This window comes from Lysobacter sp. Root667 (assembly GCF_001427715.1).
Lineage (GTDB): Bacteria > Pseudomonadota > Gammaproteobacteria > Xanthomonadales > Xanthomonadaceae > Lysobacter.
On sequence record NZ_LMHF01000001.1, the window covers coordinates 488,140 to 514,421 of the forward strand.

Consider the following 26,282-nt stretch of genomic DNA (forward strand, 5'->3'; position numbering starts at 1 on the left):
AAACGAACGAGGCGCCGCGAACGGCGCCTCGTCGTCTTGTTGCGATGGCCTTGGCTCAGGCCGCGCGCAAGGCTGTGGTCACCGGTAGGCGTGCCGCGCGCAGCGCCGGGAACAGGCCGCCGACCAGGCCGATGCCCAGCGCCCACTTCAGGCCGCTCCACAGCAGCTCCGGCGAGACCTTGAACTGGAACACCACCTGGCTGAAGTTGCTGCCCAGCGTCGACACCTGGTAGCCGTTGAAGATCAGCCAGGCCAGCCCCGCGCCGAGCAGGCCGCCCAGCAACGCCAGCAGCATGGTTTCCAGCATCACCGCGATCACCACCGGCACGCCGCGGAAGCCGAGCGCGCGCAGGGTCGCGATCTCGCGCGCGCGGCCGGACACTGCGGCGTACATGGTGTTGAGCGCGCCGAACACTGCGCCGATCGCCATGATGGTGCCGATGAAGATGCCCAGGACCTTGATGACCTTGGTAAGCACCTCGGACTGCTTGGCGTAGTAGTCGTGGGTGGTCTGCACGTCCAGCTTCAGGCGCGGGTCGGCCGCCAGCGCGCCCTTGAGCTGCTTGAAGCCGTCCTTGCCGGCCAGCTTCACCGTCACCGACTGGAACGAAGTGCGCTGGTAGGTCGAGGCCAGCACTTCGCCGTCGGCCCACAGTTCGGAGTCGTGCGAATCGCCGGCGGCGAAGATGCCGACCACGGTCCAGTTCTGGTTGGCCAGTTCGATCTGCTTGCCGATTTCCAGGCCGCGGAACTGCTTGGCCGCGCCCTGGCCGGCGATCAGTTCGCGCAGGCCTTCGCCGAACTTGCGGCCCTTCACGATCTTGACGTTGGGCCGCAGCGACCAGGCTTCGGCACCGACGCCGCGCAACTGCGCGTTGGCGTCGCTGCCGTCGCTGACGGTGGGCAGGTTGATCACCTGCGACAGTTCCGGCGAGACCTGGGCGCGGACGTTGCCGTCCTTGGCGATGCCGGCCAGGGACGAGATCAGCGGCACCTGGTCGCGGGTGATGACCGAGTTGGTCTCGGCCTGCGAGCCGCCGCGCAGGATGATCGCAGTGTCGTCGCTGCCGGTCTGCTTGAGCGTGTTCTGGAAGCCTTCGCCCATCGCCAGCATCGCCACCAGCACGCCGACCACGCCGGCGATGCCGATCACGATCACCGAGGACGCGCCCCAGCGCTGCGGCAGGCTGGAGATGCCGACGCCGGCCACTGCCAGGGTCTGCTGCCCGCGCTTGGTCAGGAACAGCCACAGCAGCAACGCCGCGACCACGCCCAATACGCCGTACCACGGCAGGAATATCCACCCGACCAGTCCGACCGCCAGCAGCAGCGCGATCCCGATATTGACTAGAACTCTCTTCATCGCGATCTCTCCTTATCGGCCGGCCAGCGCATCGACGATCTTCAATCTCATGCCGCGCAGCGCGGGCAGGAGTCCGACAGCCACGCCGATCGCGATCATCAGGACCAAGCCCATGATCCAGGTCTGCGGCAGTACGGTCGGCAGCTGGATGGCGCCGCCGCTGACGGAGCTGATGAAAGGCATCAGCAGCGCCGCCAGGCCCAGGCCGATCACCCCGCCTATCACGATCAGCAAGGTCGACTCGGCCAGGACCAGGGCCAGCACGCTGCGGTCGCTGAAGCCGATGGTCTTGAGCACCGCCAGTTCCGGTATGCGCTCGCGCACCGCCTGGGCCATGGTGTTGCCGGTCAGCAGCAACAGGGTGAAGAACACCGCGCCCATGATCGCGCTGACGATCAGGCCGATGTCGGCGAACTGCTTGGCGAAGGACTGGTTGAAGGCCTGTTCGGTCTGGGTCTTGGTCTCGTGGTCGGAGTTCTCCGACAGCGCGTCGATGCCCTTGGCCACGCGCGTGGCCTGGTTCACGTCGTCCAGCTTGACCATGTACCAGCCGACCCGGCTCTTGACGTAGTCGTTGGACTCGTCGAAGTACTTCCAGTGGAACCACAGCTGGTTCTCTTCGCCTTTGCGCTTGGCATCCTTGATCTCGAAGATCGCGCGTATCTTCAGCGGCCAGTCGTTGCTGCCCTTGGTCGGGAAGATCGTGGCCTGCAAGGGGATGGTGTCGCCGATCTTCCAGCCATGGCGCTTGGCCAGCGAGGCGCCCACCACCGCGCCCTGGCGGTCGGCTTGCCAGGCCTTGAGCTGATCGGCGGGCAAGGCGTATTCCGGATACAGCTCGAAATAGTTCGGGCTCACGGAGAAGTTCGGAAAGAAATTCTTCGGGTCCCGGTAGATGCCGCCGAACCAGGCCGCGTAGGCGACCTTCTTCACGCCCGGCTGGGATTCGATCTGGCTGAGCAGGTTGTAGGGCAGCATCTGGGTGATCGACAGGCGCGAGGCCACGACCAGGCGGTCGGCGCCGGCGACGCTGCCGCCGGAGTTGAACGCGACGCGGACCGAGTCGAGCGTGCCGAACAGCAGGAATGCGGTCACCACCGACAACAAGGTCAGCAGGGTGCGGGTCTTGCTTCGGAACAATGCGGCCCAGATCAGGTGCAGGTATTTCATGTCTGCTTTCCTTTAGGTGTTTCCTTCTCCGCGCGGGAGAAGTGGCTCAAGGGGCGGATGAGGATCCGGATGAGGTTCGAGCCGCGCCTATGCGCCGGCTGTCGCCTGCGTCCCTCTCCGGACGGAGAGGGCGTCCGGATCTCAATGCGCGCCGCCGTTGGCCGCGAGCGTGCCCTTGTCGAGATGGATCGTGCGGCGCGCATGGTCGGCGGCCTTGGGATCGTGGGTGACCATGACGATGGTCTTGCCGTGGTCGCGGTTGAGCGTCTGCAGCAGGGCCAGGATCTCCTCGGCCGACTGGCGGTCGAGATCGCCGGTGGGCTCGTCGCAGATCAGCAGGGTCGGATCGGACACGATCGCGCGCGCGATCGCCACGCGCTGCTGCTGGCCGCCGGACAGTTCGTTCGGGCGATGCTTGCCGCGCTCGGCCAGGCCGACCAGTTGCAGGGCGATCTCGGCATTGCGCTTGCGCTGGGAGGCGTTGAGCTTGGTCAGCAGCAGCGGCAGCTCGACGTTCTTCTGCGCGGTCAGGGTCGGCATCAGGTTGTAGAACTGGAACACGAAGCCGACGTGGTTGCTGCGCCATTGCGACAGCTGCCCCGCGCTCATGCGATCGATGCGCTGGTTCTCGATCTCGATCTCGCCGTCGCTGGGATTGTCCAGGCCGCCGATCAGGTTGAGCAGGGTGGTCTTGCCCGAGCCCGACGGACCCATCAGCGCGACGAAGTCGCCCTTGGGGATGTCGAGGTTGATGCCATGCAGCACTTCGACCTTTTCGGGGCCGCGCTGATAGGTCTTCTTGAGGTTGCGGATCGAAACCAGCGTATCCATCTTGGACTTCCTCGCGCGTAAATAAGGGAACGGCTTAGGGGTTATTCGTTGCTAGGGGCGGAATCGTCACTGGCGGAGCCGTCGCTCGCCGCCGCGGCCACGCGCACGCGCGCGCCGTCTTCCAGCGTTTCCGGCGGGGACAGCACGACGGTTTCGCCGCCGGACACGCCCTGGATCACTTCGCGGTCGTCGCCGAGGCTGCGGCCGAGCTTGAGCGCACGCTGCCGGACCTTGTCGGCCTCGACCACGAACGCCACATCGCCGCCGCCGCGTTGCACGATCGCCGCGGTCGGCACCAGCACGCCGGGCTTGGGCTGATCGGCCGCGACCGGCTTGGCCGCTTCCAGGAAGCTCACCCGCACGCCCATGTCGGGCACGATGCGTGGGTCCTTGGTCTTGAGCGCGATGCGCACCTTGACCGTGGCCTTGCCGCGATCGGCGGCCGGAATGATCGCGATCACTTCGGCCGGGATCTTCCAGTCCTGATAGGCGTTGAGCGTGGCTTCGACCGGCATCTTCGGCTGCACCCGGCCGATGAAGGCTTCGCCGACGTCGACTTCGACCTCGAGCGAATCCATGTCGACGATGGTGCCGATGCCGGTGCGGGTGAAGCCGCCGCCGGCCGACAAGGGCGAGACGATTTCGCCCGGCTGCGCGGCCTTGGCCGTGACCACGCCGGCGAACGGCGCGCGCACGATGGTGTTGTCCACGCCCAGGTCGGCGATGCGCAGGCGGCCGCCGGCGACCTTGGCGTTGCGTTGTGCGGTCAGCAGCTGCGCGCGCAGCGAATCGCGTTGGGCCACGGCCTGGTCGTACTGCGAGCGCGACACCAGCTGCTGTTTTACCAGCGTGTTCAGGCGGTTGGCGTTGAGCTCGGCTTCCTTGAGCTGCGCCTGCACGCGCACGGCATCGCTCTGCGCGGCGCCGAGCTGGGCGTCGGCCAGCGAGCGTTCGGCATCGGCGTCGATCGGGTCGAGCGTGGCCATGATCTGGCCGGCTTCGACGCGCTGACCTTCCTCGATCATCACCTCGCGCACCTTGCCGGTGATCTTGGCCGAGACCGTGGCCATGCGCCGCGCGACCACGTAGCCGGTGGCGTCGAGCACCGAGGCGCTGCCGCCGCCGCCGATGGCGACCGCGGTTGCGGTTTTGACTTCAGGCGCGGCGCTGCGGCCGAACACCGCCCAGCCGGCGACGCCGAGCACCGCGATCAGGCCGATCGCGCCCAGCGCGATCCACAGCCCGCGCCCCGGTCCCGAAGACGGCGGAGGCGCGCTCCGGTCTATGCGTAGTTCCTTTAACAGATCAGCCGATGCATTCATATGCGGACACTAGACGCGAAACAGCGGCTAGTGTGACCGCAGCCCGCCGCATGTGCCAACCTGCCGGAAGTCAGTTTCTGTCAGCAGTCGGCGAAGGCGCCGGTCGCGCCAAGACGGTACGTAACATCTTGTTACAGCTCGATACGCGCTCCCGGCCAGCGTCAGTAGGCCGCCGCATTCGGATCGAAGATCACCGGCACCAGCACGTTGACGCAGGCGCCGACCGGCAGATCGACGCCCGAGATGGCGACCGTATTGCCGCCGATCGCGCCGCCGCTGGCGGGGCAGCCGCCGCCGCCGGTGCCGCTGCAGGTCCAGGGCGCGGTCAGGGTCACGCCGTTGGGCAGCGCGTCGTTGATGGTCGCGCCGGTGGCGCCGTCGGGACCGGTCGGGTTGCAGGCCTGCAAGGTGTAGGTCGTGGTCGCGCCCGGCGTGTAGGTGGTCGCGTTGCCGGTTTCGCTCTTGCTGATGGTCAGGTCGGCGCACATCGGATCGACCGCGGCGCTGGCGGTGTTGTTGGCGTTGCCGCCGGGTGCGGGCGTAACGTATCCGGCCTGCACCGCGGTGCCTTCGGCCAGCGGCGCATTGGTCGCGATGCTCGCGTTGTTGCTGACCGCGGTGCATTGGGTCGCGCCCAGCGTGGCGTTGACGGTGTAGGTGACGAAGCCGCCGGCGGCGCCGCCGGTGCCGGCCGGCAAGCTCGCGCTGCCGGAGATCGCGCCGCTGCCGCTGGCCGCCGGACACACGCCGCCATTGCCGCCCGCGCAGGTCCAGGAGGCGAACGTCAAACCGGCGGGCACCGCGTCGGAGACCGTCGCGACCGCGTCGTGCGCCGTGAGATCGCCGAACGTCGGCTTGGCGGTGTTGTTGCGGTAGGTGACGGTGAACTGAGTGGTGCCGCCGGCGGGCGGCGTGGCATTGCCGCTGACGGTCTTGGTGGTCAGCAGGTCGACGTCGTTGTCGAGGATGGTGAGCGTGGCGGTGTTCTGCACCGTCGCGCTGCCGCAGGTGGTGGTCGAGGCCAGCGTGTAGGCGGCCGCGTCGGGCAGTACCTGCACCAGCACGGTTTCGTTGTCCTCGATCGTGCTGTCGTCGAGGACGGTGAGCGGAATCGGGAAACGGTTGTCGTCGTAGGTGCCGGCGGGAATCAGGACGTTGACGTTAGCGCCGGTGCTGTAGTCGCTGCCGGCGGTCGCGCTGCCGCCGGTGACGTTGACCAGCACGGTGATGCCGCCGGCCGGCACGGTGCCGGTGATGCGGATCGTCGGCACCGAGGGCACGGCCTGGCCTTCGCGGGTGGTGTAGGTGATCGGATCGAACTCCAGATAGGGGCGCAGGGTGATCTGGATATCGTCGAGGAAGTTGCCCGAACCGCTGCCGCCTACCGCCTGGAAACCCAGGTCATGGTTACCGCTGGTGCCGTTCCAGTTGAAGCTGCCCGAGTAGTCGGCCCAGCCGTTGCCGCCCGCGCCGACCGTGCAACCGATGTTGTTGATGCTGCCGCCGTCCACGCAGACCGGAGGGGCGCCGGCCAGCGTCGTGCTCGACAGCACCGCGACCGTGTTGGCCGTGCTGTCGACAGTGAAGTTCATGACATCGGGCACGGTCGTGCTGTTGCGGCCGCGGTGGCTGAGTTTCCAGTCCACGCGTTCGCCGTTGGTCAGGCAGATGGTCTGCGACAGGCGCGAGGCGACGTAGGCGTTGAGTTCGGCGTGTTGGTTGCCGGCGCGGGGCGGTACGCCGCTGAAGTTGGGGCCGCGCCAGATCTCGATCGGGCCGGTGATCGCGCTGCCGCCGGGTTGGCCGGCGAGGCTGCAACTGCCGCTGACGAGATTGGAGGGGTGGTCGGTGTTCCAGCCCGGCACCACGCTGGAAGAGACGATCAGGTAGCAGCTGTTGCCGGTCAGTGCCGGCTGTTCGAAACCCAGATTGACGAAAGTGCGCTGCACCTGCGCTGCGGCGTCCGGTGCGAAAACGGCCGCGACCGCGGCCAATCCCAGGGCGCCGAGACGGCGCGATGCGTGATCCAGCATTCCCTTCCTCCCTGACGTCCGCTGCCTGCGCGGGCAGCGAGCCTGTTCCAGTGCGGCCATTGCGGGCCTCGCAGCGCGGTCGCGCTGCAAGGGATCACGTCACGCCCGCCTCGGCGCGGCCATCCCCGGTCGCGCCTTTTGGCTTACTGATGCCACGCAATTTACACATTACTGGCGCGGGAGGGTGATCCATCGCGGTGGATCGGCGCCGTGGCCCCGGTTCAGCGGTCGGCCAATGGGAGAGAAGCGGACCGGCATCGAGACCTGCAGTAGCGGCCTGCAGGGGCCATCGGGTCAGGCTGCGCCCCGCGGGTGCCAGCGGGACGACCGCTGCGTCGGCAGCCTGGGAGGCGCGACGCGCAGGAGCGCGTCATCTCCATCGCATACGGCGACGAGCCATCGTCGCCGCCGCGTTGCCCGAGCCGATAGCGCGCGACGCGGTATCGGCGGCCGTATCAGTAGTTGCCGGGGTCGGCGCTGAAGCGCACCGGCACACTGACGTTGACGCAGGCGCCGACGGGCAGGTCGATGCCGGCGACCGCGACCGAGGTGCCGTTGGCCGCACCGCCGCTAGCCGGACAAATGCCGCCGCCGCTGCCGTTGCAGCTCCAGGGGCCGGTCAGGGTCACGCCGTTGGGCAGCGGATCGTTGACGGTCGCGCCGGTGGCGGCGTCGGGACCGGCGGTGTTGCAGGCCTGCAGGGTGTAGGTGCTGGTCGCGCCCGGAGTGAAAGCGGTGGCGCCGCCGATCTCGGACTTGGTGATCGTCAGGTCGGCGGTGACCAGGCGGTTGTTGTAGGTGCAGTTGATGTCGGCACGCGCGCGCAGCGCACTGCTCGGCACGGTCAGCACCGCGCCTGCGAGCGTGCCGAAGCTGGCCGGGTTACCGGTGATCGCGGCATTGGCGTCGCTGCAGCTGGCACTGGCCGGCACCCAACCGGCGGGCACGGTCTCGGTGATCGTCACCGCGGTCGCAGGCGCGCTCACGTTGGCTGAGGCCGAGGTGGCCGGCGTCGCCGACGCGGTGGTGGTGACGGAGAACGCGGCGCTGCTCAGATTGGTCGCGGTGAAGTTGAAGGTGCCGGTCTGGGTTTGGCTGATCTTGCTGATGCGCAGGGTCGGAGTCAGCGCCGGCAGCACCAGGCGGTAGTCCTCGACTTCGCCGTCGGTCGACACGCCGGTCGGGTCGGCGACCGCGGCCAGGGTCGGCGCCAGGCGCAGGCGCAGGTAGCTGGTGCTCTGGGCGACGTAGCCGGTGCCGGTGGGCAGGGTCCAGGTCAGCGAGACGGTGTTGCTGCCGGAGGGGCAGGTCCCGGCGTTGGAGGCTTCGCTGGCGTCGAACACGCCGTTGCCGTTGAAGTCGATCCAGCCGCGTAACCGCGCCGGACCGACGCAGGCGACGTTGGCGATGGTGTAGTTGCCGCCCGGCAGCGCGCTGGGCGCGGCCACGTTGGCATAGCCGGCACCGAGCGGGCCGTTGGTCTTGGGCAGGGCGTCGACGTCGCTGCCGCCGACCGCGCCGGTGGCGTCGGAGTCGGGCTGCACGGTCGCGCCCAGGCGCGCGTTGTAGACCAGGGTCGCCAGGTTGGCCGGGTTGTTGAAGTTGACGCCGTTGGCCGCTACGCCGCCGGTCCAGGCGGAGTTGAGCACATGCGCGGCGATGCCGTAGCTGGTCGGGATCGCCTCGGAGAATTCCAGTTCCAGCACCGCGCCCACCGCGACCGCGGACACGCCGCCGCCGCGCGCGATCACGCGCGCGCCGGTGGCGCCGTCGACGAAACCGACCAGCGAGGGGCCGGCGCGCAGACTGGCGGTGGCGTTGCCTTCGCAGCTGGTCTGCGGTGCGGTCGGGCCGTTGAAGCGCACTTCCTGCGGGGTGCCGGCGATCACGTTGACCGTGCTCGAGCTGCCGCACTGCGAGATCTGGTCGATCACGCGCAGGGTGCCGCCGCTGGTCAGGCGCGCGGCCACGTATTCGCTGCCGCCGCTGGCTTCCGCATCGGCGAACACCAGGCCGGTCAACGCGAACGGCGCGCCGCCCAGGGTCGCCGAGCAGTTGAAGTTGAACTCGACCGTGGCGCCGCCGTTGACGCGCAGGCCCGCCGACAAGGTGTTCGGGTTGGCGCCGGTGCCGGGCTGGTTGCCGCCGATGTTGTACAGCTCGTCCAGGCCGTCGCCCTGCCAGCTGCCCGGCGTGTACACGAACAGCCCCTGGGTGCCGGCGGTGGTGGTCGCACCCGACAGGGTGCAGGTGATGTCGAGGCGGTTGGCCGTGGTCGCCGGCGTGCCGATGTTGAAGCCGCGGGTGATGGTCGCGCCGTTGTAGACGTCCTGGCCGTTGTTGCCCCAGTCGACCCAGAAGATGCGCGAGCGATGCACGCCGCTGCCGCCGGTGGCGAACTGCGCGTGCGCGAATTGCGGAAGCAGCGCGGCAGCAGCCAGCGCCAGCGTCAGAGCCAGACGTATCGTCGCTTTCACAAACTATCCCCGTTGAATGCCGGCGAGCGGCACGGGGCCGCGGTCGCCGGTGGTGCGGGCCGGCTGGATTCTAGTGACGGCTGTCACAATCTCGGCCCAAGCCGCGCACTCTAACGGGTATTTGTTGTGCCTGAAAGCGTTTTTAGTGTGCCGCTTTACTGCCCCGGATTCGCCTGCGATTGCAGCAGGGCGTAGGCCGCGCGCAGGCCCTGGGCCTCGCCGCCGGCGGGGCGGCCGGGGCGGTCGGCGTCGTTCCAGCTGTACACGTCCAGGTGCGCCCAGGGCAGGGCGGCCGGGACGAAGCGCTCCAGGTACAAGGCCGCGGTGACCGAGCCGGCCATCTTCGAGGGCCCGGCATTGGCGATGTCGGCGATCGGGCTGGTGAGGTAGCGCAGGTAGGGGCGCCACAGCGGCATCCGCCACAGCGGGTCGCGCTGCTGCAGGCCGGCGTCGAGCCAGCGCTGGGCCAGGGCCTCGTCGTTGCTGTACAGCGCCGGCAGGTCCGGGCCCAGCGCGATCCGCGCCGCGCCGGTCAGGGTGGCGAAGTCCAGCACCAGCGCCGGCGACAGTTCGCCGGCGTGGGTCAGCGCGTCGCACAGCACCACCCGGCCTTCGGCGTCGGTGTTGTCGATCTCCACGCTGATGCCCTGGCGGGTGGCGATGACCTCGCCGGGACGGAAGGCGTCCGGGCCGATCGCGTTCTCCACGGCCGGCACCAGCAGGGTGATGCGCAGCGGCAGCTTGCGCGCCATCACCAGTTCGGCCAGGGCGATCGCGTGCGCGGCGCCGCCCATGTCCTTCTTCATATTGCGCATGCCGTCGGCCGGCTTGAGATCGAGGCCGCCGGTGTCGAAGCACACGCCCTTGCCGACCAGGGCGATGTGCGGATGCGCCTCGTCGCCCCAGCTCAGGCGGATCAGGCGCGGCGCGCGGTGCGAAGCGCGGCCGACCGCGTGGATCGCGGGGAAGTTCTGCGCCAGCAGTTCGTCGCCGGTGACCGCGTCGATGCGCGCGCCGTGCTGCTGGGCGATCTCGCGCGCGACCGCTTCCAGCTGTTCCGGGCCCATGTGCTCGGTCGGGGTGTTGATCAGGTCGCGCACGCGCACGCAGGCGGCGAGCACGGCGAAGGTTTCGCTGTTGTCGCCGTCGACCAGCAACAGCGCCGGCGCGCGCGGCGGCTGCTTGTAGCGGCTGAAACGGTAGCTGCCCAGGCCCCAGCCCAGGCGCAGCGCGGCCAGGGTCGCGGCGTCGGGCGCGCCTTCCACGCGCCAGGTCCGCGCCGGCAGGCCGAACGCGGCATGGCTGTAGGAGTACGGATCCAGCGCGTCGGCGATGCCGAGCACCGCGCCGCCCAGGCCGCCGTCGGCGGCGGGCAGGCTCAGCAGCGTGCCCGGCGAGGCGTCGAAGCCCTGCGCAGCGATCCAGGCCGCGGCCGGCGCCGGCAGCGTCGCGCGCCAGGCGGCGAAATCCGCGCGCGCGACCAGATGCAGCGGCAGCGCGTCGGTGGCGGAGTCGGTAAAGCCCAGGGGCAGGTTCATGCGGCGGCGGTATCCGGAGTCTGGGCCGCGTCCAGCCAGTCGGCGAGCGCGGCGAGGGTGTCGAATTCGAGGTCGGGACGCAGGCCGGCATGCGGCCATTGGCGGCGTTGGCCGGCGCCGTCGACGCGGTTGATCCAGCAGCTGCGCAGCCCGGCGCGGTGCGCGCCGACCACGTCCAGCTCGATGTCGTCGCCCACGTGCAGCACGTGCTGCGGCTCGCAGTCCAGGCGCGTGCAGGCGGCGTGGAAGATGCTGGCGGCCGGCTTGGCTTCGCCGTGTTCGCGCGCGCCGAGCTGGAACCGGAACAGATGCATCAGCCCGATCCGTTCCAGATCGGCATTGCCGTTGCTGAGCGCGGCCAGCGGCACGCGCGCGGCCAGGCGGTCCAGCGCGGCCAGGCTGTCGTCGTAGTGCTCGACCTCGCAGCGCGCGGCGAAGAACACATCGAACGCCGGCGCGACCAGGGCCGGATCGTCGCCGGAATCGCGCAGCATGCGTTCCAGGGTGAGTTTGCGCTGGTGGGTGAAGTCGTGCGCCAGGTGCGGGTGTTCGGCCGCGACTTGATCGCGCAGGGCGCGCATCGCGGCGGCCGGCCAGCGCTCGGCGGTGCGCGGGGCGTGTTGGCGCAGCCATTCGCCCAGCACGCGTTCGGCGTGGATCATCACCGGGGCGATCGGCCAGAGGGTGTCGTCGAGATCGAGGGTGATGGCGCGGACGGGGAAAGTCATCCCGCCATTTTAGCGCGTATTGCCTGTGCGACCCCGCCGGATCCACGGCGAACGCCTGGGGGTTTTCACCCAGGCCGTCACTCCAGCAGCTTGGACCACTTCTCCAGGCCTTCGATCCGCGCCAGCACCAGCTTCACGCAGACCAGCATCGGCACCGCCAGCAACAGGCCGACGATGCCCCACAGCCAGCCGAAGATCATCAGCGCCAGGATCAGCACCAGCGGCGACAGGCGCATGCGCCGGCCGAGCACGATCGGGGTCACGATCTGGCCCTCGATGGTGTGCAGCACCAGGTACAGGCCGGCCGGCAGCAGCGCGCGCCAGACCTCGTCGAAGGCGACGAAACCCATCAGCAGCATGGTCACCATGCCGATCAGCGGGCCGACATACGGCGCGAAGTTCAGCACCGCCGCCATCGTGCCCCACAGCAGCGCCTCCGGCAGCGGCACGCCCAGCCAGAACAGCGCGCCGGCCAGGGCCAGTCCCAGCGCGGTGTTGATCAGGCTGATGGTGAGCACGTAGCGCGAGATCTCGCGCTCGATCGACTGCAGGATGTCGACGGTGACCTTGCGCTCGCGCAAGCCCGGCAACAAGCCGATCGCGTTGCGCTGCAGGCTTTCGCCGTAGACCATGAAGAAGAAGGTCAGCAGCACCACCGCCAGCACCGAGGCCACGTACTTGGGCGTGGAGGTGAGCGACCTGTAAGGGTCGTTGAGTTCGGTCTTGACCACCTGCACCGGCTTGGCCGTGCTTTCGCCGCCGGCGGCGCGGGCGATGTTCTGCGCGGCGCGGTTGGCTTCCTGCATCGGCCTGGTCATCTCGCGCAGTTTCGGCGCGAGCTGCTTCATCTCGCGCGGCACCTGGCGCACCCACTCGCCGGCCGGTTCGATCAGTTGGTTGGCCAACAGCCCGGCCGCCGCCAGGCCGCCGATCAGCACGATCAGCGCCCCGGCGAAACGCGGCAGCCACAGCTTGTGCAGGCCGCGGATGATCGGATTGCCGATCAGGGCGAAGAACGCCGCCAGCAGGATCGGCAGGATCAGCGCCTGCGCGGCCCACAGGGTGGCGCCGACCGCCAGCGTCGCCAGCACCACCACCGAAGCCGGTGCGCGCGGCCGCGGCGGCGAGCGCCGCGCGCCGCCGTCCTCGTTCGGTGCAGGTGCGGCGGGCTCGGGTTCTGGGTCGTTATCGGCAGGCGCGGCGTTCAAAAGTCGATCGGGTCGGCAGTGGAACGCACAGCTTGCACCGTCGCCTCGGCGCGCGCCATGACGGCTTCGTCACCGTCCTCGACCGCGGCGGCGACCGCCTCGGTGTTCTCGGCCGCGCGCTCGGCCTGGCCCGCGGCGACGCCGGCCGTGGTGCCGGCGAACAGGCTCGACAGCATCGACACCACCTGCATCAGGCCGCCGCTCTTGGCCGCCACCCGCAGGGGTTCGGCGCGGCCGACCACGAAGCCGCTCGCCAGCCCGGCGATCACGATCCGGCCGGGCGTCCAGGCTTCGCGCCAGGAGCCTTTGATCCGGTCGAAGTGGGCGACCAGGCGCCGCTCCTGTGCCTCGACCACGTCCTCGGCCTGGTGCACCTTGGTGATCAGCTGTTCGAAACTCACGGGGCGTGCCTCGCAGGACGGTGGATCGGAAGTGATGCGCGACGGCTCAGGGCGGGGTCACGTCGATGCCGCGCTCGTCCTTGTCGCCGCCGGGCTGATCCGGCGGCCAACGCCGGGTGGCCTCGCGCGCCGACTCCGGCGAACCCGGGGTCGGGGTGACGTCGGCCAGTTCGCCGATGCCCAGCCGCGCCAGCTGCCGGCGCGTGGCCTGCATGCGGGTATGTTCGAAATAGCGCGCCGCCTGCCATCCGGCCCAGCCCGTCACCACCAGGCTCAGCAGCGCGCTCAGCAGCAGCGCGAGCGACCACGGCATGCCCAGGCTGCGGTTGAGGAACACGATCAGGGTCGCCATCAGCAGCAACCAGGCCGAACCGCCGAACGCGATCGCCACGCCCATCAGCGCCAGCGCGCGGCCCAAGGCGCTGCGCGCCAGCGAGATGTCGGCCGCGACCAGACTGCGCAGCGCCTTGACGGTATCGCCGGCCGCGCCCAGGCCGGCGCGGCCGGTATCGCCGAGCTGGCGCAGCGATTCCAGCAGATCCGGCGCCGCATCCGCCGGCGGGGGATCCTCGCCCGGCGGCTGCGGCTCGCGTTCGTCCCCCGTGACTTGCATGCGGCGGCTTACTTGTCGCTGCCGCGGGCGAGCTTGGCGATGATGAAGCCGGCCGCGAAGGCCACGCCGAACGAAGCCAGCGGACGCTCCCGCACCAGCTCGGCCGCGCTTTCGATCAGGTCGCGGCCCTTGTCCATCAGCACGTCGACCTGCTCGCGCGCTGCGCCGCCCGCGTGCTCGGCGGCGGCGATGCCCGCCAGCGCGCCGTCGGCCAGGTCGGCCTTGACGTTGGCCTTGCCGATCTTGAGTTCGTCGCCCGCCGCGCCGGCGGCGCCGCGGATCGCCACGCCGGCATCGGCCGCGGCTTGTTTGAGGTGAGATCCGGCTTCACCGAGGTTGGCCTTCATGGCGTCGGTCGAGGTAGGGGTCATTGCGTTCTCCTGGGAATGGGGCGGAACTCGTCGGCGGTACGCGTCCTTGCGATGATCGCTCAGCCGCAGGGCCGCGTTATTGCATCAGCAGATTGGCGACAGCGCCGCCGCGCATGACGCGCAGGACCAACTGTGCCGGAGGCCGCGTGAAGCTCGCGCGGAAGCCCGGCAAATCGTCGAAATCGCCGGCATTGGCCGCGATCACCACGTCGCCGGCGCGCAAGCCGTTGCGTTCGGCCCGGCTGCCCCGCGCCACCGACTCCAGCAGCACGCCCGATGCGCCGGCCTGGCGCAGGCGCTCGGGCAGCTCGGCGAAGCGGGCGCCGGCCAGGCGTTCGTCGAGTTCGTTGCCCGCGTAGGCCTTGGGTTGCTCGCGCAGGGTCGCGGCCAGCTGCAGCGGCTTGCCCTCGCGGCGCACCTCCAGCGACACGCGCCCGCCGATCGGCTGCAGGCCCTCGAAGTTGCGCAGCGCGTCGCGGCTGTCGATGCGTTGTCCGTTGGCGGCCAGGATCACGTCGCCCGGCTTCAGCCCGGCCGCGGTCGCGGCGCTGCCGGCGAACACCCGCGTCACCAGCGCGCCGCGCGGCTCGTCCAGCTTCAGCGCCTGCGCCAGCGCGGCGTCCACGTCCTGTGATTCCAGCCCCAGCGAACCGCGCCGGACCACGCCGTCGTTGGCGATCAGCTGGTCCTTGATGTTGCGCGCCAGATTGGCCGGGATCGCGAAGCCCAGGCCGATGTTGCCGGCCATGCTGCCCTGCGGATTGAAGCTGGCGGTGTTGATGCCGATCAGCTCGCCGTTGAGGTTGACCAGCGCGCCGCCGGAATTGCCCGGATTGATCGAGGCGTCGGTCTGGATGAAGTTCTGGTAGCCCAGCCCGCGCAGGCCGCTGCGGCCGACCGCCGAAACGATGCCCGAGGTCACCGTCTGGCCGATTCCGAACGGATTGCCGACCGCGACCACGAAATCGCCGACCTTGAGCGCGTCGGAGTCGGTCAGGCTGAGCGCGCTCAGGTTCTCGGCCGCGATCTTCATCACCGCGATGTCGGTGTCCGGGTCGGAGCCGACGAAATCGGCCTTGAGCGTGCGCCCGTCGCTGAGCGTGACCGAGACCGCGTCGGCGCCCTCGATCACATGGTGGTTGGTCAGCACGTAGCCGTTCTTGGCGTCGATGATCACGCCCGAGCCCAGCGACTCGTTGATCCGCTCCTGCGGCACGTTCGGGAACATGCGCCGGAACATCGGATTGTTGGCGAACGGGGTGCGCACGGTCTGCTTGGCGTGCACGCTGACCACCGCCGGCGTCACCCGCGCCAGCATCGGCGCCAGCGACGGCACCGGCTGCCCGCCGACCGCGGTCGGCAGCGCCGATACCGCCGGCAGCGCGGCCGCGGCGGGCGAGGCCTGGGCCGGCGCCTCCAGGCCGTCGCGGATCGCGGTCGCGGCGAAACCGCCGAAAGCGGCGGCCAGGGTCAGGGCGAGCAAGGTCGGCAAAGGACGAGGACGCATCGTGAAACGGTTCCGGTTGGGTTCGGTGATGGGGGCCGGCGGCCGGGCAGAACCGCCCGCCGCGGGTTGCTGAACGGCAGTGTCCGGCAACGGCGTTAAATATGCGATGAAGTGTTCCTCTTCAGGGTTCATATGCGCGGCCTGCACACGAGGTGTGGCCGTATTTGGCAGGCGTTTTCGTAACGCGCGCGTGTGGTGTTCAGCCTAGTCCCGACACGTGACTGCGATCAAAAAAACCGTTGACACCGTCCGAGGCCGGGCGTAGCTTGAGGCCTCGCTTCGACACTACATGTAGTGGTTGCCGCAGCGACGGGAGCCCAAGCTTAGGGGTTCGGCTTGGGTCGGTTAGGCGCCAACGGGGGGCGGCGCATGACAGGAGCAGGCTCGGCCCGATGCCATCACACAATCTCGCACGCGGCGCGTAATGGCGCGATCGCGCGCGTAGCCGTCGGTGGCCAGCCACCATCGCGGCAGCGGCAGGCAACAGGCACCACCCACGGTGTAACAGCGTTCCCAGACACACCCCGATTACCAGCAATCACAAACAAGACTCACCCGGCGGCGGGCGCAACAGCACGGCCCGCCCCAGTTAAGGAGACAGGACAGGCATGAGTACGGTTCGCCTCGAGGCGGTCAAGACGGAAGCGGCTGACAAGGACATCCCGCTGCAGCCCGCATCCCAGGACATCTGGGACAAGAAGTACCGGCTGAAGACCAAGACCGGAGAGGCGGTGGACGCCGACATCGACTCCACCTACCAGCGCGTCGCCAAGGCCCTGGCCGACGCCGAGCCCACGTCCGAGAAGCAGCAGTACTGGTTCGAGCGTTTCGTCTGGGCCCTGCGCCGCGGCGCGATACCGGCCGGCCGCATCACCTCCAACGCCGGCGCGCTGGAGCACAAGCCCGCCACCTCGACGATCAACTGCACCGTCTCGGGCACCATCGAAGACTCGATGGACGGCATCCTGGAGAAAGTCCACGAAGCCGGCCTGACCCTTAAGGCCGGTTGCGGCATCGGCTACGAATTCTCGACCCTGCGGCCGCGCGGCGCCTTCGTCGCCGGCGCCGGCGCCTACACGTCAGGTCCGATGTCCTTCATGGATATCTACGACAAGATGTGCTTCACCGTGTCCTCGGCCGGCGGCCGTCGCGGCGCCCAGATGGGCACCTTCGACGTCAGCCACCCCGACGTGAAGGACTTCATCCGCGCCAAGCGCGAAGACGGCCGCCTGCGCCAGTTCAATCTGTCGCTGCTGATCACCGACGGCTTCATGGAAGCGGTCAAGACCGACGCCGACTGGCCGCTGGTATTCCCGGTCAACATCAAGGAGCGCGGCGACCTCGACCTCAACGACGCCGAAAAGGTCGTCTGGCGCGAGTGGCCGACCCACAAGAACTACATCTCCCGCGACGACGGCCTGGTCGCCTGCAAGATCTACGGCCACATCCGCGCCCGCCATCTGTGGGACATGATCATGGTCTCGACGTACGACTACGCCGAGCCCGGGTTCATCCTCATCGACCGCGTCAACGAGATGAACAACAACTGGTGGTGCGAGACCATCCGCGCCACCAACCCCTGCGGCGAACAGCCGCTGCCGCCCTACGGCGCCTGCCTGCTGGGTTCGGTCAACCTGACCAAGTTCGTGCGCAACGCCTTCACCGACCAGGCGCAGTTCGACTGGGAGGAATACAAGGAAGTCGTGCGCGTGTTCACCCGCATGCTCGACAACGTGGTCGAGGTCAACGGCCTGCCGCTGGAACAGCAGCGCGCCGAGATCATGCGCAAGCGCCGCCACGGCATGGGCTTCCTCGGCCTGGGCAGCACCGTGACCATGCTGAAGATGAAGTACGGCTCCAAGGCCTCGTGCGAATTCACCGAGCGCATCGCCCGCGAAATGGCCGTGGCCGGCTGGGAAATGGGCCTGGCCCTGGCCAAGGAGAAGGGCGCCGCCCCGATCATGGAAGAGCGCTTCGCCGTCACCGCCGAAATGCTGCGCAAGCGCCCGGAGATGAAGAAGGACGGCTGGAAGGTCGGCCAGGAGATCCCCGGCAAGCTCCTGCACGCGCGCTACTCGCGCTACATGCAGCGCATGGCCGAAGTCGCCCCGGAACTGGTCGAGGAACTGGCCGAGGCCGGCGCCCGCTTCACCCACCACAGCTCGATCGCGCCGACCGGCACGATTTCGCTGTCGCTGGCCAACAACGCCTCCAACGGCATCGAGCCCTCGTTCGCGCACCACTACAGCCGCAACGTGATCCGCGAAGGCAAGAAGTCCAAGGAAAAGGTCGACGTCTACTCGTTCGAGCTGCTCGCCTACCGCGAGCTGATCAACGCCAAGGCGATGCCGTTCAGCGAAGACGCCGCCACCCAGCTGCCCGACTACTTCATCTCCGCCGACGACATCACCCCCAAGGAACACGTCGACGTCCAGGCCGCCGCCCAGAAATGGGTCGACAGCTCGATCTCCAAGACCGCCAACGTCCCCACGGATTACCCGTACGAGGACTTCAAGGACATCTACCGCTACGCCCACGAGCAGGGCCTCAAGGGCTGCACCACCTTCCGCTTCAACCCGGCCGCTTTCCAGGGCGTGCTGGTCAAGGAAGCCGACCTGGAGAACACCACCTACCGCTTCGAACTCGAAGACGGCAGCGTGCTCGAGGTCAAGGGCAACGAGCAGATCGAGTACGACGGCGAAATGCACACCGCCGCCAACCTGTTCGACGCCCTCAAGGAAGGCTATTACGGCAAGTTCTGACCGCCTCCGGCGCCTGCCCCTCTTTTGAAGAGGGGGGCAGGGGGATCACCGCGCCGGCGCAGCTGCGCGCGGACCCCGGTTCGGAGCTCGCGGTTTCACGGCGGAGGCGACCGTTTTCATCGCCTCACGCGCCGCCCGGCCAGCGGTGCGCGTTCAGGCCAGGCCGGATGCGCGTGCGTGACATCACTGTTATTTGCGCGCGCAGCGGGTATAGCATCGCTCCTGCAACACCCCGATTACACATAGCCAAGACGTAACGCCGAGAAAAGCGCCCACGAGGAGGGCATATGAGCAACGGTAATGGAGTGACGGCGACCCTGACCCAGGCCGCCGAGAACGTCAAAGAAACCGCGTCCAACATCGGCAGCGCCATCGCCACGCGCGCCGAAGACGCGGTGAAGTCGGTCAAGAAGACCGCCACCAAGGCCCGCAAGGCCGCCAAGAAGGCCGTCGGCACCGCCAAGAAGAAGCTCGCTACGGCCAGCGCCAAGGCCAAGAAGGAAGCGACCGCGCTGAAGGCCAAGGCCACCGGCAAGAAGCCGGCCAAGAAGGCAGCGAAGAAAGCCGCGAAGAAGGTCGCCAAGAAGCCCGCGGCCAAGAAGGCGGCGAAGAAGGTCGCCAAGAAGCCGGCGGCTAAGAAGGCAGCGAAGAAGGTCGCCAAGAAGCCGGCAGCTAAGAAAGCCGCCAAGAAGGTCGCCAAGAAGCCTGCGAAGAAGGCGGCCAAGAAGGTCGTCAAGAAGGCCGCCAAGGCCGCGAAGAAGGTTCCGCGCCAGCCGGCCAAGAAGAAGGCCGTCAAGAAGGCCGCGAAGAAGATGTAAGCCCGTGCTCCGCCCCCTCTCCCGCTCGCGGGAGAGGGTCGGGGCGAGGGCCGCGCCGCAGTCGCGCAACACACGCCAAAACTAGAAAAGCGCCACCGCAACAGGAGTCTGGCCCATGGCCGTCAAGATCGAAAAGAAAATCAAGGGCTACAGCGTCGTCACCCCGGAAGACAAGGCGAAGGAATCGGCCCGGTCCGAAGCCGCCGCGCGCAAGGTCGAAGAACTGCCCAGCGCCGACGTCATCCAGATGCACGAGCGCATCGAGCGTCCCGAGATCCTGATCGGCTCCACCTACAAGATCAAATCGCCGCTGTTCGAGCACGCGCTGTACGTGACGATCAACGACATCGTCCTCAACGCCGGCACCGAGCACGAACTGCGTCGTCCCTTCGAGATCTTCATCAACTCGAAGAACATGGACCACTTCCAGTGGATCGTGGCCCTGACCCGCATCATGTCCGCCGTGTTCCGCAAGGGCGGCGACGTCACCTTCCTGGTCGACGAGATGAAGGCCGTGTTCGACCCGCGCGGCGGCTACTTCAAGCCCGGCGGCGTCTACATGCCCTCGCTGGTCGCCGAAATGGGCGCCATCGTCGAGGACCACCTCAAGTCGATCGGCATGATGCACGACCCGGAAATGAGCGACGCCCAGCGCGCCCTCATCGCCGAAAAGCGCTCCGCCTACGAGCAGCGCTCAAAAAAAAACTCTGACGTAGACCCGGTCGGCGTCGCCGCTCCCGCTGTCACCGGCGAGGGCGGCCACGAAGACATCGAAGTCACCGGCGAAGGCGTGTCCTTCCCGCCCTCGGCGACCATGTGCCACAAGTGCAGCACCAAGGCCGTGGTGATCATGGACGGCTGCGCGACCTGCCTGAACTGCGGTTACTCCAAGTGCGGTTGAGCGCCGGCATGCGCCGCCGCTGAACGACGGAAATGTGCGGGCATCTTAAAGCCGCTAGTTGGGCACCCAGAAGTTGCTGGTAGGGCGCCTAGAAGCCGCTAGTACCCAAATGGGGCTCTCCGGAGCCCCTTTTTCTGGACTGCTTCCGACGCAAAGTGGCCGCCTGCGAAGTAGCTAACATGACGATCGGCATGTCGTCCGGATAGCTCAATCGTCGGCGTTATATAGTTCTTAGCGACTAGGCAATCGGGCGCAGGGAGACGGTTATGTCCGACGATGAGTATTACGTTGGGAACAAAATTCCAGGGAGGATTTACGGATCCAAATCGTTCGAAATCAAGGAACAACCTCTGGCTGAGGGGCGGACTGAGCGGCCTCCTAGACGGGCGCGATATCTGGACCGGGTGTTTCCCGACGTCGAAGGAGAAGTTCTCGCAGTCGTGAAGCACGAGCTCGTGCTTCGGACGACCACGACGGGCAAGCGGCAGATCAAGTTGTACGTAGTCGAAGACCCTCGGGGCATACGCTCCCTAGTGCTACAAAATTTCAATATGGGTGATGGGGGCGACACCCCCAGTAGGAACACCCACTTTTCGCTCTTTGGTCAGGAAATAGACGACCTTTTAGAGATCGCCTCATTAGCCCGCGAAGGAGACTTCCAAGTCAGCGGCAAGTTTCGTATCGGCGTGAATCAGTTGCAGCGTCTCGATATCACACCCGAAGCCGTTCGCGCTCTCGTTGGGTCAGATACAGGACTCTTGGAAAACGTTCTGCGAAACGAGGTGACAGAGAAAGATGTCGTCGCCGTGGCCTACCGAAAGCAACAGGTCAAGCGCTTCGAATCGCTTCTCCGAGATCCCGTGTACTTCAAAGAAGAGCAAGAGAGAGCCGCCGGTAACGGTGCCGAAGCCGTTTGGCAAAGCTTCTTCGAAGAGAATCACTGGATCTTCGGCGGAACTCTATTTCTGACCTCAGCCGGATCAATCGACAGCGGTAAGTTGGAGCGTGCTGTAGCAGGTGCCTCAGTAGCTGGCTATGGCAAGCGAACCGATGCGTTGCTCAGGACGCGCGGGCGCATTGGAGCATTGTGCTTCGTGGAGATTAAGTGCCACACCACGCCATTGCTCAAGTCCACACAATATCGGCCGGGGGTTTGGGCGCCTTCCGAACAGATAGTTGGTGCGATATCGCAAGTCCAGCGCACCATCCAACTGGCAGAGCGCACCATCGAGAAGTCATTGCGGCCGACCGACAGCAATGGCAACCCGATCAGCGATGACGCGTATCTCATACGGCCGCGTTCCGTCCTTATTTGTGGAGACTTAGAACAATTTGTTACGCCACTTGGCGTAAATGAAGATAAGTACACGAGCTTCGAGTTGTTCCGGCGCCACTTACAGGGACCTGAGATCGTGACTTTCGATGAGTTGCTCGAAAGGGCAAAGCTTATGGTTGAGACCTCAGATTGAGGTGGCAACTTCGCCTGATCACTCTGGGCTGTTAGCAGCCACATCGAAGTCTTAGCTGGTTGAGCAGCTTGGTCGCAGGAAGATCCGCACGCTTCCGCCAGCAATGGGTGGCACAGTCATCCTGCTCCCTTAGGTACTAATCGCCACCTCGCCTCCCGGCGAGCCTTCTTGGCGACTGCTTCCAGTTGTTTGTCTTCTCTATCCATTCGATCGAGCATTTCCTGAATCGTTTCGGGTCCATTTGGCGGAGTGGGGTCCTGATGGACGGCCTACTCAATGGTGGCACGACTCGGATGAAGTCGACTCGGGGCATCTGGTAGTGCCTGAGAGTCTTTTGCAGATATTGCCTTGAGGCATGACGCTTCGCCGATGCGCCCTACGGCTCGAACCGCTCGCTGGTGTCCATCCGGATGCCGCGCAGTCGCACCGTTTCCAAGTGCGCTGCGTAGTTGGATTCCGCGAAGTAGCCGATGAGCACGGAGCGGCGGCGTAGATCGCCCGGATTGCGGCTGCCCGCGTGGGCCAGGTCGGCGTCGAACACCAGAATGTCGCCCGCAGCGCCCGCGAGTTGCGTGCCCCGGGATTCGTCGTCGAGGCCGAGCGGCGGTGCGTCGCGTGTCGGGCGATGGCTGCCGGGCACGAGACGGGTCGCGCCGTTGTCTGCGCCGTAATCGTCGAAGAAAGCCAGCGCGTTCACCGTATCGCCGGGTCGCTGCGCCGAGAGGTCGCGATGCAGGCCCTGATGGCCACATCCCGGCAAGGGCTCGCGACCCTCGACCTGTGCCAGGAAGAACCGTTCGCCGATCAGCGCGCCGACCGCGGCCAGCAAGCGCGGCAGCCGGCAGACCGCCTGCACGGTCGGATCATGGTCCAGCAGCGAATGACGCCAGCCCGGATCGCGCGGGACCGGCCATTGCTCCGATGGCTGCACGCCCGCATCGAATGCGCGGCGCAGATCGGCCAGCCACTGCGCCGGAATTTCGCGGCGCAGCAGGACGTATCCGTCGCGATGGAGTTGCTCGCGGTCGATCATGGGCTTCCGGCTTCGCCTGCGCGTGCCGGTTCTTTTACCGGTTCGGTGCGCGGAAAGACAGCCCGAAGACGGACCAAACGTGATGAGCGGCCGCTCGGGCGCGGGCCGCCACTCGCCACGAGGCCGGCGCCGGCTGCGATTCGCGCCCATGCGGCCATCCGCTTGCAAAGCGCCCGCGCGTATTCTACAGTGAACCACATGGTTCACTATCAAGCCCGTCTCGACGCAACCTTCGCCGCGCTCTCTGACGTCACCCGACGCGGCGTGCTCGAGCACCTGGGCGGCTCGGAAGCCTCCATCACCGATCTTGCCGAAAAATTCCACATGACCCTCACGGGCATGAAGAAGCACGTCAGCGTCTTGGAGCAGGCGGGGCTGGTGACCACGGAGAAGGTCGGTCGTGTACGGACCTGCAAGCTCGGACAGCGCCGACTGGAAGAAGAAGCCGCCTGGATCGAGCGGCACCGTCAGCTCTGGAGTGCGCGCTTCGACGCGCTCGACCAGATAGTCGAACAATTGAAACGCGAGGAGAAGGCAGATGCCAAAGGGAAACGAAGGTAGTCCCGCCGTCGTGAACCGTACCGTTGTGGAGCGCAAGTCCGACTGCGAATTCGTCGCGACGCGAACGTTCGATGCTCCCGCGCGCATCGTCTTCGAAGCGTGGCGCAGGCCCGAATTGTTCAAGCAGTGGTGGGTTCCGGCATCGGCGGACCTGTCGCTGCTCTCGTGCGAAATGGATGTTCGCACCGGGGGCAAGTATCGCCTTGTGTTCCGCCATCCGGCCTTCGATGAGCCGATGACGTTCTTCGGCACGTACACGGAAGTAACGCCTCACGAGCGCATCGTGTGGACGAACGAGGAAAGCGATCAGGGCGCGGTGACCACGGTAACGTTCGAAGAAAATGCTGGTAGGACGCTGGTCACCTTGCGCGAACTCTATCCCACGGCAGCGGCCCTCGACGAAGCCCTCGCCGGTTCGGCGGAAGCCCTGCCGCAACAGTTCGCGCAGCTGGATGAGTTGCTCGCAGGTGGATCGTGACCACCGACGTATCCGCAAAGGCAGGTACGGTAGCCGGTCCGGACGGCTGTCGGGCGTCGCTCGGATTGTGGAGTGCAAAGCTGACGGGACAGGAGCGCAGGGGCGCCATCGGCCCCGGAGCCGCTGGCTAGGCGCCCATAAATTGCCGATACTCGAATGGGGCTCATACGGGCCCCTTCCTTTTCCGACAGATCGCCTCCCGGGTGCCCCTGATGCGTTGTGCGGTCCTTTCGTTTTTTCTACTGGTCTCGTTCGGTGCCGATGCGGTCGTCATTCGGGACGACGTCCCCGATATGCGGTATCGGATGGCCGTCTCCGAATTCCCGGCTTTGGCCGACGTGCCGGGCGAGGGCCATGGGGTCCTGATCGCACCGCGGTGGGTGCTGACCGCGGCCCACGCGGTTAGCTGGCAGGAAGCGGTGGATGTGGTCGCCGTCGGCGGCACTCCCTATGCCGTGAGCCGTGTCGTCGTCCACCCGGACTACAAGAAGCCGCCCCAGTCCATGATCGACGCGGCGATCAAGTCGGGCGATTGGACGGCCTTTCTGGCGTTCATGACCGCTTCCGACGACATCGCCTTGGTCGAGTTGGCCGAACCGGTGCGCGACGTGGCCCCCGCGCGCATCTACAGCGAATCGGCGCTGGGCAAAGTCGTGCGCATCATGGGGCGGGGTGCCACCGGGAAGGGCTCTCAGGGGCATCATCCGCACGGCCCGAACAGGACCGATCTGCGTCAGGGCTACAACGAGATCAGCATCTCCGGAGGCCGATGGATCGGATACACCTTCGACCCGCCGCCGGCAGCGCTTCCCCTGGAGGCCTCGTCGGGCAACGGCGACAGCGGCAGCCCTATGCTCGTCGCCGTAGGCAAGGAATGGCAGGTGGCCGGGATCTCCGCATGGAAGCACGTGCAGGGCAACCCGGTGGAAACCTGGCCGGGCAAATACGGACAGACCAATTACGGGGTGCGGGTGGAGCACTACCGCGACTGGATAGAGAAGACGATCGCGACGTTCGGGAAGTTAACGGATCCAAACACCGGAATCCAAAAAGCCCCGTGACGCATCGGGATCGATAGGCAGGCTCGCTAGCCGCGCTTCGTGCGCCAGCCCCGCGCGGCGTGAACTCAGCCCGTGTCGCCCTCGATGCGCTGCACGCGCTTGCGGTATGCCGTCACGTTATTGCCGTCGATCTCCGTCTCCTGCGTCCCCATCACCTCGTCGATCTTTTCGTCCGAGCCGGTCACCGGTTTGGCCTCGACGGCCGTTTCGCGTTCGAACGCGTGCGATTTGTCGGTGTTGCGGTAGTACCGGTACAGGGCCCAGTACAGTCCGGTGGCGCCGGCCGGGCCGAGCAGGAGCAGCCATAGTCCGCTGTCGTCGCTCATGACGAGGCCCCCACGATCCACAGTGCAATGCCTTCAAGGATGGTGCCGACGGTGATCGCGGCCATGAGCAGCTTCCACTGCTGCACCGGCACGCTGCCCATCGTCTCGCCGGTGCGGCCGTTCACGGCGATGTAGTGCAGCAGGCCGCCGTTGCGGCCCGGCTGATGATACGAATACAGCCACACCGGCAGGTACATCGACACCCAGCGCGTGCCGTGGACGTCGAGCCGCTCCTGCTCCCAGCGCACGCCGCGATCGAAGCGGTTCACCGATGCCTCGACCTGGGCGCGGGCGATCGACAGGAGTTGGTCCTCCAGGCGTGGAAGCAGGTGCTGCACGTCGGCGTTGCGCTTCTCCGAACTGAAGCCCGACAGATAGGACGCGTTCCACTTCACCGCATTCTTGGTGTCGAACGGCAGGATCGTGTTGATGATGTTGTTGGTGTTGACCTTGGTGTCCAGATTGCCGCGTTCGGTGGAGGATTCCAGCGGCAGGTCGTCCACGGTGAAGTCGACGTGCCGCTCCACCTGGTAGACGTCCGCGTCGTAGTAGGTCTTTTTCTTGTCGCCGGTGCCGCGCGTGTAGCGGCGTGTTTCGATCTCGCCCTGGCCGGCGATGTCGGCGCTCGCGTTGCCGTCGACGATCATGTAGGGCAGGTAGACGCCGACGACGTTCTCGGGCGTGAACTGTTCCTTGAATGCCTTCAGCGCGAACAAACGCCGCTTGTCCACGAACTGGCGAATGCGCGCGACCGCGTCCTCCTTCCTGATGTGGAAAGGCAGCACCGCGTCCGGCACCGCGCCGTTGTCCACCTGCTCGTTGACGCCGAAGACGTGTCGGCACCAGTGGCACCGGGCCGTCATCGCGTTCTCGGTATTGACCGTCACCTCGGCGCCGCAGCCGGTGCACTTGAAGGTCATCAGGCTGGCGGCGTCGGCCGCGATGTCGCGCGCCCCCGAAGCGATGACCGTGCCCTTGAGCTGGTCGATGCCCTCGCCGAGCCCGAATTCCTCCTCCACCCGCGCGCCATGCCATACATTCCGGCAGTACAGGCAGATCAGCAGGTCGCCGCCCGGCTTTTGCCGGATATCGGTCGCACCGCATTTCGGGCAACGGTTGAGGCCGTCCTTGAGCTCGTCGGAGGACGTATCGATGGCGACCGGGTCGGGCGCCAGCAACTCGTCGCGGATCGGCTGCGGCAACGTCGCCGGGTCGATCGGCGAACTGCCAGGCAAGGGCGGCACGTCCTGCGGCGCCCCCGGGCCGGTAAGCGGCGGCAACGGCGGCGGCGAACTATTGGCGTTCGACATG

23 protein-coding genes are annotated in these 26,282 nt (G+C 67.1%); 7 read left to right on the forward strand and 16 right to left on the reverse strand.

Features of this window, described 5'->3' with window-relative positions; genetic code table 11:
- Positions 1-55: 55 nt before the first annotated feature.
- The 13 genes from ASD78_RS02085 to ASD78_RS02145 all read right to left on the reverse strand — a co-directional run bounded on the left by ASD78_RS02085 (position 56) and on the right by ASD78_RS02145 (position 15,562).
- Positions 56-1,363, reverse strand: a complete 1,308-nt coding sequence (locus ASD78_RS02085; RefSeq protein WP_056098020.1) for an ABC transporter permease — start codon at positions 1,361-1,363, stop codon at positions 56-58.
- Between the two features lie 12 nt (positions 1,364-1,375).
- A complete protein-coding gene (locus ASD78_RS02090) occupies positions 1,376-2,533 on the reverse strand; it encodes an ABC transporter permease (protein WP_056098022.1) in 1,158 nt (385 codons plus the stop codon).
- Positions 2,534-2,674: 141 nt separating this feature from the next.
- The gene (locus ASD78_RS02095; protein ID WP_055908307.1) at positions 2,675-3,364 is read right to left on the reverse strand and encodes an ABC transporter ATP-binding protein; all 690 of its coding nucleotides are present in this window, start codon (positions 3,362-3,364) and stop codon (positions 2,675-2,677) included.
- 41 nt (positions 3,365-3,405) lie between these two features.
- On the reverse strand, positions 3,406-4,686 hold the full coding sequence (locus ASD78_RS02100; RefSeq protein ID WP_056098024.1) for an efflux RND transporter periplasmic adaptor subunit: 1,281 nt from the start codon (positions 4,684-4,686) through the stop codon (positions 3,406-3,408).
- A gap of 161 nt (positions 4,687-4,847) precedes the next feature.
- On the reverse strand, positions 4,848-6,719 hold the full coding sequence (locus ASD78_RS02105; RefSeq protein WP_056098026.1) for a DUF11 domain-containing protein: 1,872 nt from the start codon (positions 6,717-6,719) through the stop codon (positions 4,848-4,850).
- A 455-nt stretch (positions 6,720-7,174) separates the two neighbouring features.
- Positions 7,175-9,196 (reverse strand): CshA/CshB family fibrillar adhesin-related protein, encoded by a 2,022-nt coding sequence (locus ASD78_RS02110; RefSeq protein WP_056098028.1) that lies wholly within the window; start codon positions 9,194-9,196, stop codon positions 7,175-7,177.
- A 155-nt stretch (positions 9,197-9,351) separates the two neighbouring features.
- A complete protein-coding gene (locus ASD78_RS02115; RefSeq protein ID WP_056098031.1) occupies positions 9,352-10,734 on the reverse strand; it encodes a leucyl aminopeptidase family protein in 1,383 nt (460 codons plus the stop codon).
- Positions 10,731-11,462 (reverse strand): HAD-IA family hydrolase, encoded by a 732-nt coding sequence (locus tag ASD78_RS02120; protein ID WP_055908323.1) that lies wholly within the window; start codon positions 11,460-11,462, stop codon positions 10,731-10,733. Before ASD78_RS02120 ends, ASD78_RS02115 begins: the two co-directional genes overlap by 4 nt.
- Positions 11,463-11,539: 77 nt before the next feature.
- Positions 11,540-12,559, reverse strand: coding sequence for an AI-2E family transporter (locus tag ASD78_RS02125; protein WP_235566427.1), 1,020 nt, complete (start codon positions 12,557-12,559; stop codon positions 11,540-11,542).
- A gap of 107 nt (positions 12,560-12,666) precedes the next feature.
- On the reverse strand, positions 12,667-13,071 hold the full coding sequence (locus ASD78_RS02130; RefSeq protein WP_056098035.1) for a hypothetical protein: 405 nt from the start codon (positions 13,069-13,071) through the stop codon (positions 12,667-12,669).
- Positions 13,072-13,117: 46 nt separating this feature from the next.
- Positions 13,118-13,684 carry a phage holin family protein gene (locus tag ASD78_RS02135; RefSeq protein WP_235565888.1) on the reverse strand — a complete coding sequence of 189 codons (567 nt, stop codon included), beginning with the start codon at positions 13,682-13,684 and terminating at the stop codon, positions 13,118-13,120.
- A gap of 8 nt (positions 13,685-13,692) precedes the next feature.
- Positions 13,693-14,055 (reverse strand): hypothetical protein, encoded by a 363-nt coding sequence (locus ASD78_RS02140; RefSeq protein WP_055908332.1) that lies wholly within the window; start codon positions 14,053-14,055, stop codon positions 13,693-13,695.
- A gap of 76 nt (positions 14,056-14,131) precedes the next feature.
- Positions 14,132-15,562 (reverse strand): Do family serine endopeptidase, encoded by a 1,431-nt coding sequence (locus ASD78_RS02145; protein WP_056098037.1) that lies wholly within the window; start codon positions 15,560-15,562, stop codon positions 14,132-14,134.
- A gap of 608 nt (positions 15,563-16,170) precedes the next feature.
- Here ASD78_RS02145 and ASD78_RS02150 point away from each other — a divergent pair.
- The 4 genes from ASD78_RS02150 to ASD78_RS02165 all read left to right on the forward strand — a co-directional run bounded on the left by ASD78_RS02150 (position 16,171) and on the right by ASD78_RS02165 (position 21,512).
- A complete protein-coding gene (locus ASD78_RS02150; protein ID WP_056098039.1) occupies positions 16,171-18,324 on the forward strand; it encodes an adenosylcobalamin-dependent ribonucleoside-diphosphate reductase in 2,154 nt (717 codons plus the stop codon).
- Positions 18,325-18,611: 287 nt separating this feature from the next.
- Positions 18,612-19,142, forward strand: a complete 531-nt coding sequence (locus ASD78_RS02155) for a hypothetical protein (RefSeq protein WP_056098042.1) — start codon at positions 18,612-18,614, stop codon at positions 19,140-19,142.
- A gap of 115 nt (positions 19,143-19,257) precedes the next feature.
- Positions 19,258-20,043 carry an NrdJb gene (locus ASD78_RS02160; protein ID WP_056098044.1) on the forward strand — a complete coding sequence of 262 codons (786 nt, stop codon included), beginning with the start codon at positions 19,258-19,260 and terminating at the stop codon, positions 20,041-20,043.
- A 266-nt stretch (positions 20,044-20,309) separates the two neighbouring features.
- Positions 20,310-21,512 carry a Shedu immune nuclease family protein gene (locus ASD78_RS02165; protein ID WP_056098047.1) on the forward strand — a complete coding sequence of 401 codons (1,203 nt, stop codon included), beginning with the start codon at positions 20,310-20,312 and terminating at the stop codon, positions 21,510-21,512.
- A 376-nt stretch (positions 21,513-21,888) separates the two neighbouring features.
- On the opposite strand, the gene ASD78_RS02170 is transcribed toward ASD78_RS02165, so the two are convergent.
- A complete protein-coding gene (locus ASD78_RS02170; protein ID WP_056098049.1) occupies positions 21,889-22,545 on the reverse strand; it encodes a phytanoyl-CoA dioxygenase family protein in 657 nt (218 codons plus the stop codon).
- Here ASD78_RS02170 and ASD78_RS21340 point away from each other — a divergent pair.
- From ASD78_RS21340 to ASD78_RS02185, 3 genes are all read left to right on the forward strand, one after another.
- Positions 22,522-23,106 (forward strand): metalloregulator ArsR/SmtB family transcription factor, encoded by a 585-nt coding sequence (locus tag ASD78_RS21340; RefSeq protein WP_235566419.1) that lies wholly within the window; start codon positions 22,522-22,524, stop codon positions 23,104-23,106. The genes ASD78_RS02170 and ASD78_RS21340 overlap by 24 nt on opposite strands.
- A 10-nt stretch (positions 23,107-23,116) precedes the next feature.
- A complete protein-coding gene (locus ASD78_RS02180) occupies positions 23,117-23,584 on the forward strand; it encodes an SRPBCC family protein (protein ID WP_200944110.1) in 468 nt (155 codons plus the stop codon).
- Positions 23,585-23,889: 305 nt separating this feature from the next.
- Positions 23,890-24,645 carry a trypsin-like serine protease gene (locus ASD78_RS02185; RefSeq protein ID WP_235566420.1) on the forward strand — a complete coding sequence of 252 codons (756 nt, stop codon included), beginning with the start codon at positions 23,890-23,892 and terminating at the stop codon, positions 24,643-24,645.
- Positions 24,646-24,710: 65 nt separating this feature from the next.
- Here the strand turns inward: ASD78_RS02185 and ASD78_RS02190 are convergent, their stop codons facing one another.
- Together ASD78_RS02190 and ASD78_RS02195 are read right to left on the reverse strand one after the other, a co-directional pair.
- Positions 24,711-24,971, reverse strand: coding sequence for a hypothetical protein (locus ASD78_RS02190; protein ID WP_056098057.1), 261 nt, complete (start codon positions 24,969-24,971; stop codon positions 24,711-24,713).
- Positions 24,968-26,281 (reverse strand): hypothetical protein, encoded by a 1,314-nt coding sequence (locus ASD78_RS02195; RefSeq protein ID WP_056098061.1) that lies wholly within the window; start codon positions 26,279-26,281, stop codon positions 24,968-24,970. Before ASD78_RS02195 ends, ASD78_RS02190 begins: the two co-directional genes overlap by 4 nt.
- Between the last annotated feature and the right edge of the window lies 1 nt (position 26,282).

Excerpts from the sequence above, each read along its gene's own strand:
- ASD78_RS02145 (WP_056098037.1), bottom strand. The coding sequence starts at position 15,562 with ATGCGTCCTCGTCCTTTGCCGACCTTGCTCGCCCTGACCCTGGCCGCC.
- ASD78_RS02170 (WP_056098049.1), bottom strand. The coding sequence starts at position 22,545 with ATGATCGACCGCGAGCAACTCCATCGCGACGGATACGTCCTGCTGCGC.
- ASD78_RS02095 (WP_055908307.1), bottom strand. The coding sequence starts at position 3,364 with ATGGATACGCTGGTTTCGATCCGCAACCTCAAGAAGACCTATCAGCGC.
- ASD78_RS02115 (WP_056098031.1), bottom strand. The coding sequence starts at position 10,734 with ATGAACCTGCCCCTGGGCTTTACCGACTCCGCCACCGACGCGCTGCCG.
- ASD78_RS02185 (WP_235566420.1), top strand. The coding sequence starts at position 23,890 with ATGGCCGTCTCCGAATTCCCGGCTTTGGCCGACGTGCCGGGCGAGGGC.
- ASD78_RS02155 (WP_056098042.1), top strand. The coding sequence starts at position 18,612 with ATGAGCAACGGTAATGGAGTGACGGCGACCCTGACCCAGGCCGCCGAG.
- ASD78_RS02100 (WP_056098024.1), bottom strand. The coding sequence starts at position 4,686 with ATGAATGCATCGGCTGATCTGTTAAAGGAACTACGCATAGACCGGAGC.
- ASD78_RS02195 (WP_056098061.1), bottom strand. The coding sequence starts at position 26,281 with ATGTCGAACGCCAATAGTTCGCCGCCGCCGTTGCCGCCGCTTACCGGC.
- ASD78_RS02135 (WP_235565888.1), bottom strand. The coding sequence starts at position 13,684 with ATGCAAGTCACGGGGGACGAACGCGAGCCGCAGCCGCCGGGCGAGGAT.
- ASD78_RS02090 (WP_056098022.1), bottom strand. The coding sequence starts at position 2,533 with ATGAAATACCTGCACCTGATCTGGGCCGCATTGTTCCGAAGCAAGACC.
- ASD78_RS02165 (WP_056098047.1), top strand. The coding sequence starts at position 20,310 with ATGTCCGACGATGAGTATTACGTTGGGAACAAAATTCCAGGGAGGATT.
- ASD78_RS02105 (WP_056098026.1), bottom strand. The coding sequence starts at position 6,719 with ATGCTGGATCACGCATCGCGCCGTCTCGGCGCCCTGGGATTGGCCGCG.
- ASD78_RS02085 (WP_056098020.1), bottom strand. The coding sequence starts at position 1,363 with ATGAAGAGAGTTCTAGTCAATATCGGGATCGCGCTGCTGCTGGCGGTC.
- ASD78_RS02140 (WP_055908332.1), bottom strand. The coding sequence starts at position 14,055 with ATGACCCCTACCTCGACCGACGCCATGAAGGCCAACCTCGGTGAAGCC.
- ASD78_RS02120 (WP_055908323.1), bottom strand. The coding sequence starts at position 11,462 with ATGACTTTCCCCGTCCGCGCCATCACCCTCGATCTCGACGACACCCTC.
- ASD78_RS02190 (WP_056098057.1), bottom strand. The coding sequence starts at position 24,971 with ATGAGCGACGACAGCGGACTATGGCTGCTCCTGCTCGGCCCGGCCGGC.
- ASD78_RS02160 (WP_056098044.1), top strand. The coding sequence starts at position 19,258 with ATGGCCGTCAAGATCGAAAAGAAAATCAAGGGCTACAGCGTCGTCACC.
- ASD78_RS21340 (WP_235566419.1), top strand. The coding sequence starts at position 22,522 with ATGGAGTTGCTCGCGGTCGATCATGGGCTTCCGGCTTCGCCTGCGCGT.
- ASD78_RS02150 (WP_056098039.1), top strand. The coding sequence starts at position 16,171 with ATGAGTACGGTTCGCCTCGAGGCGGTCAAGACGGAAGCGGCTGACAAG.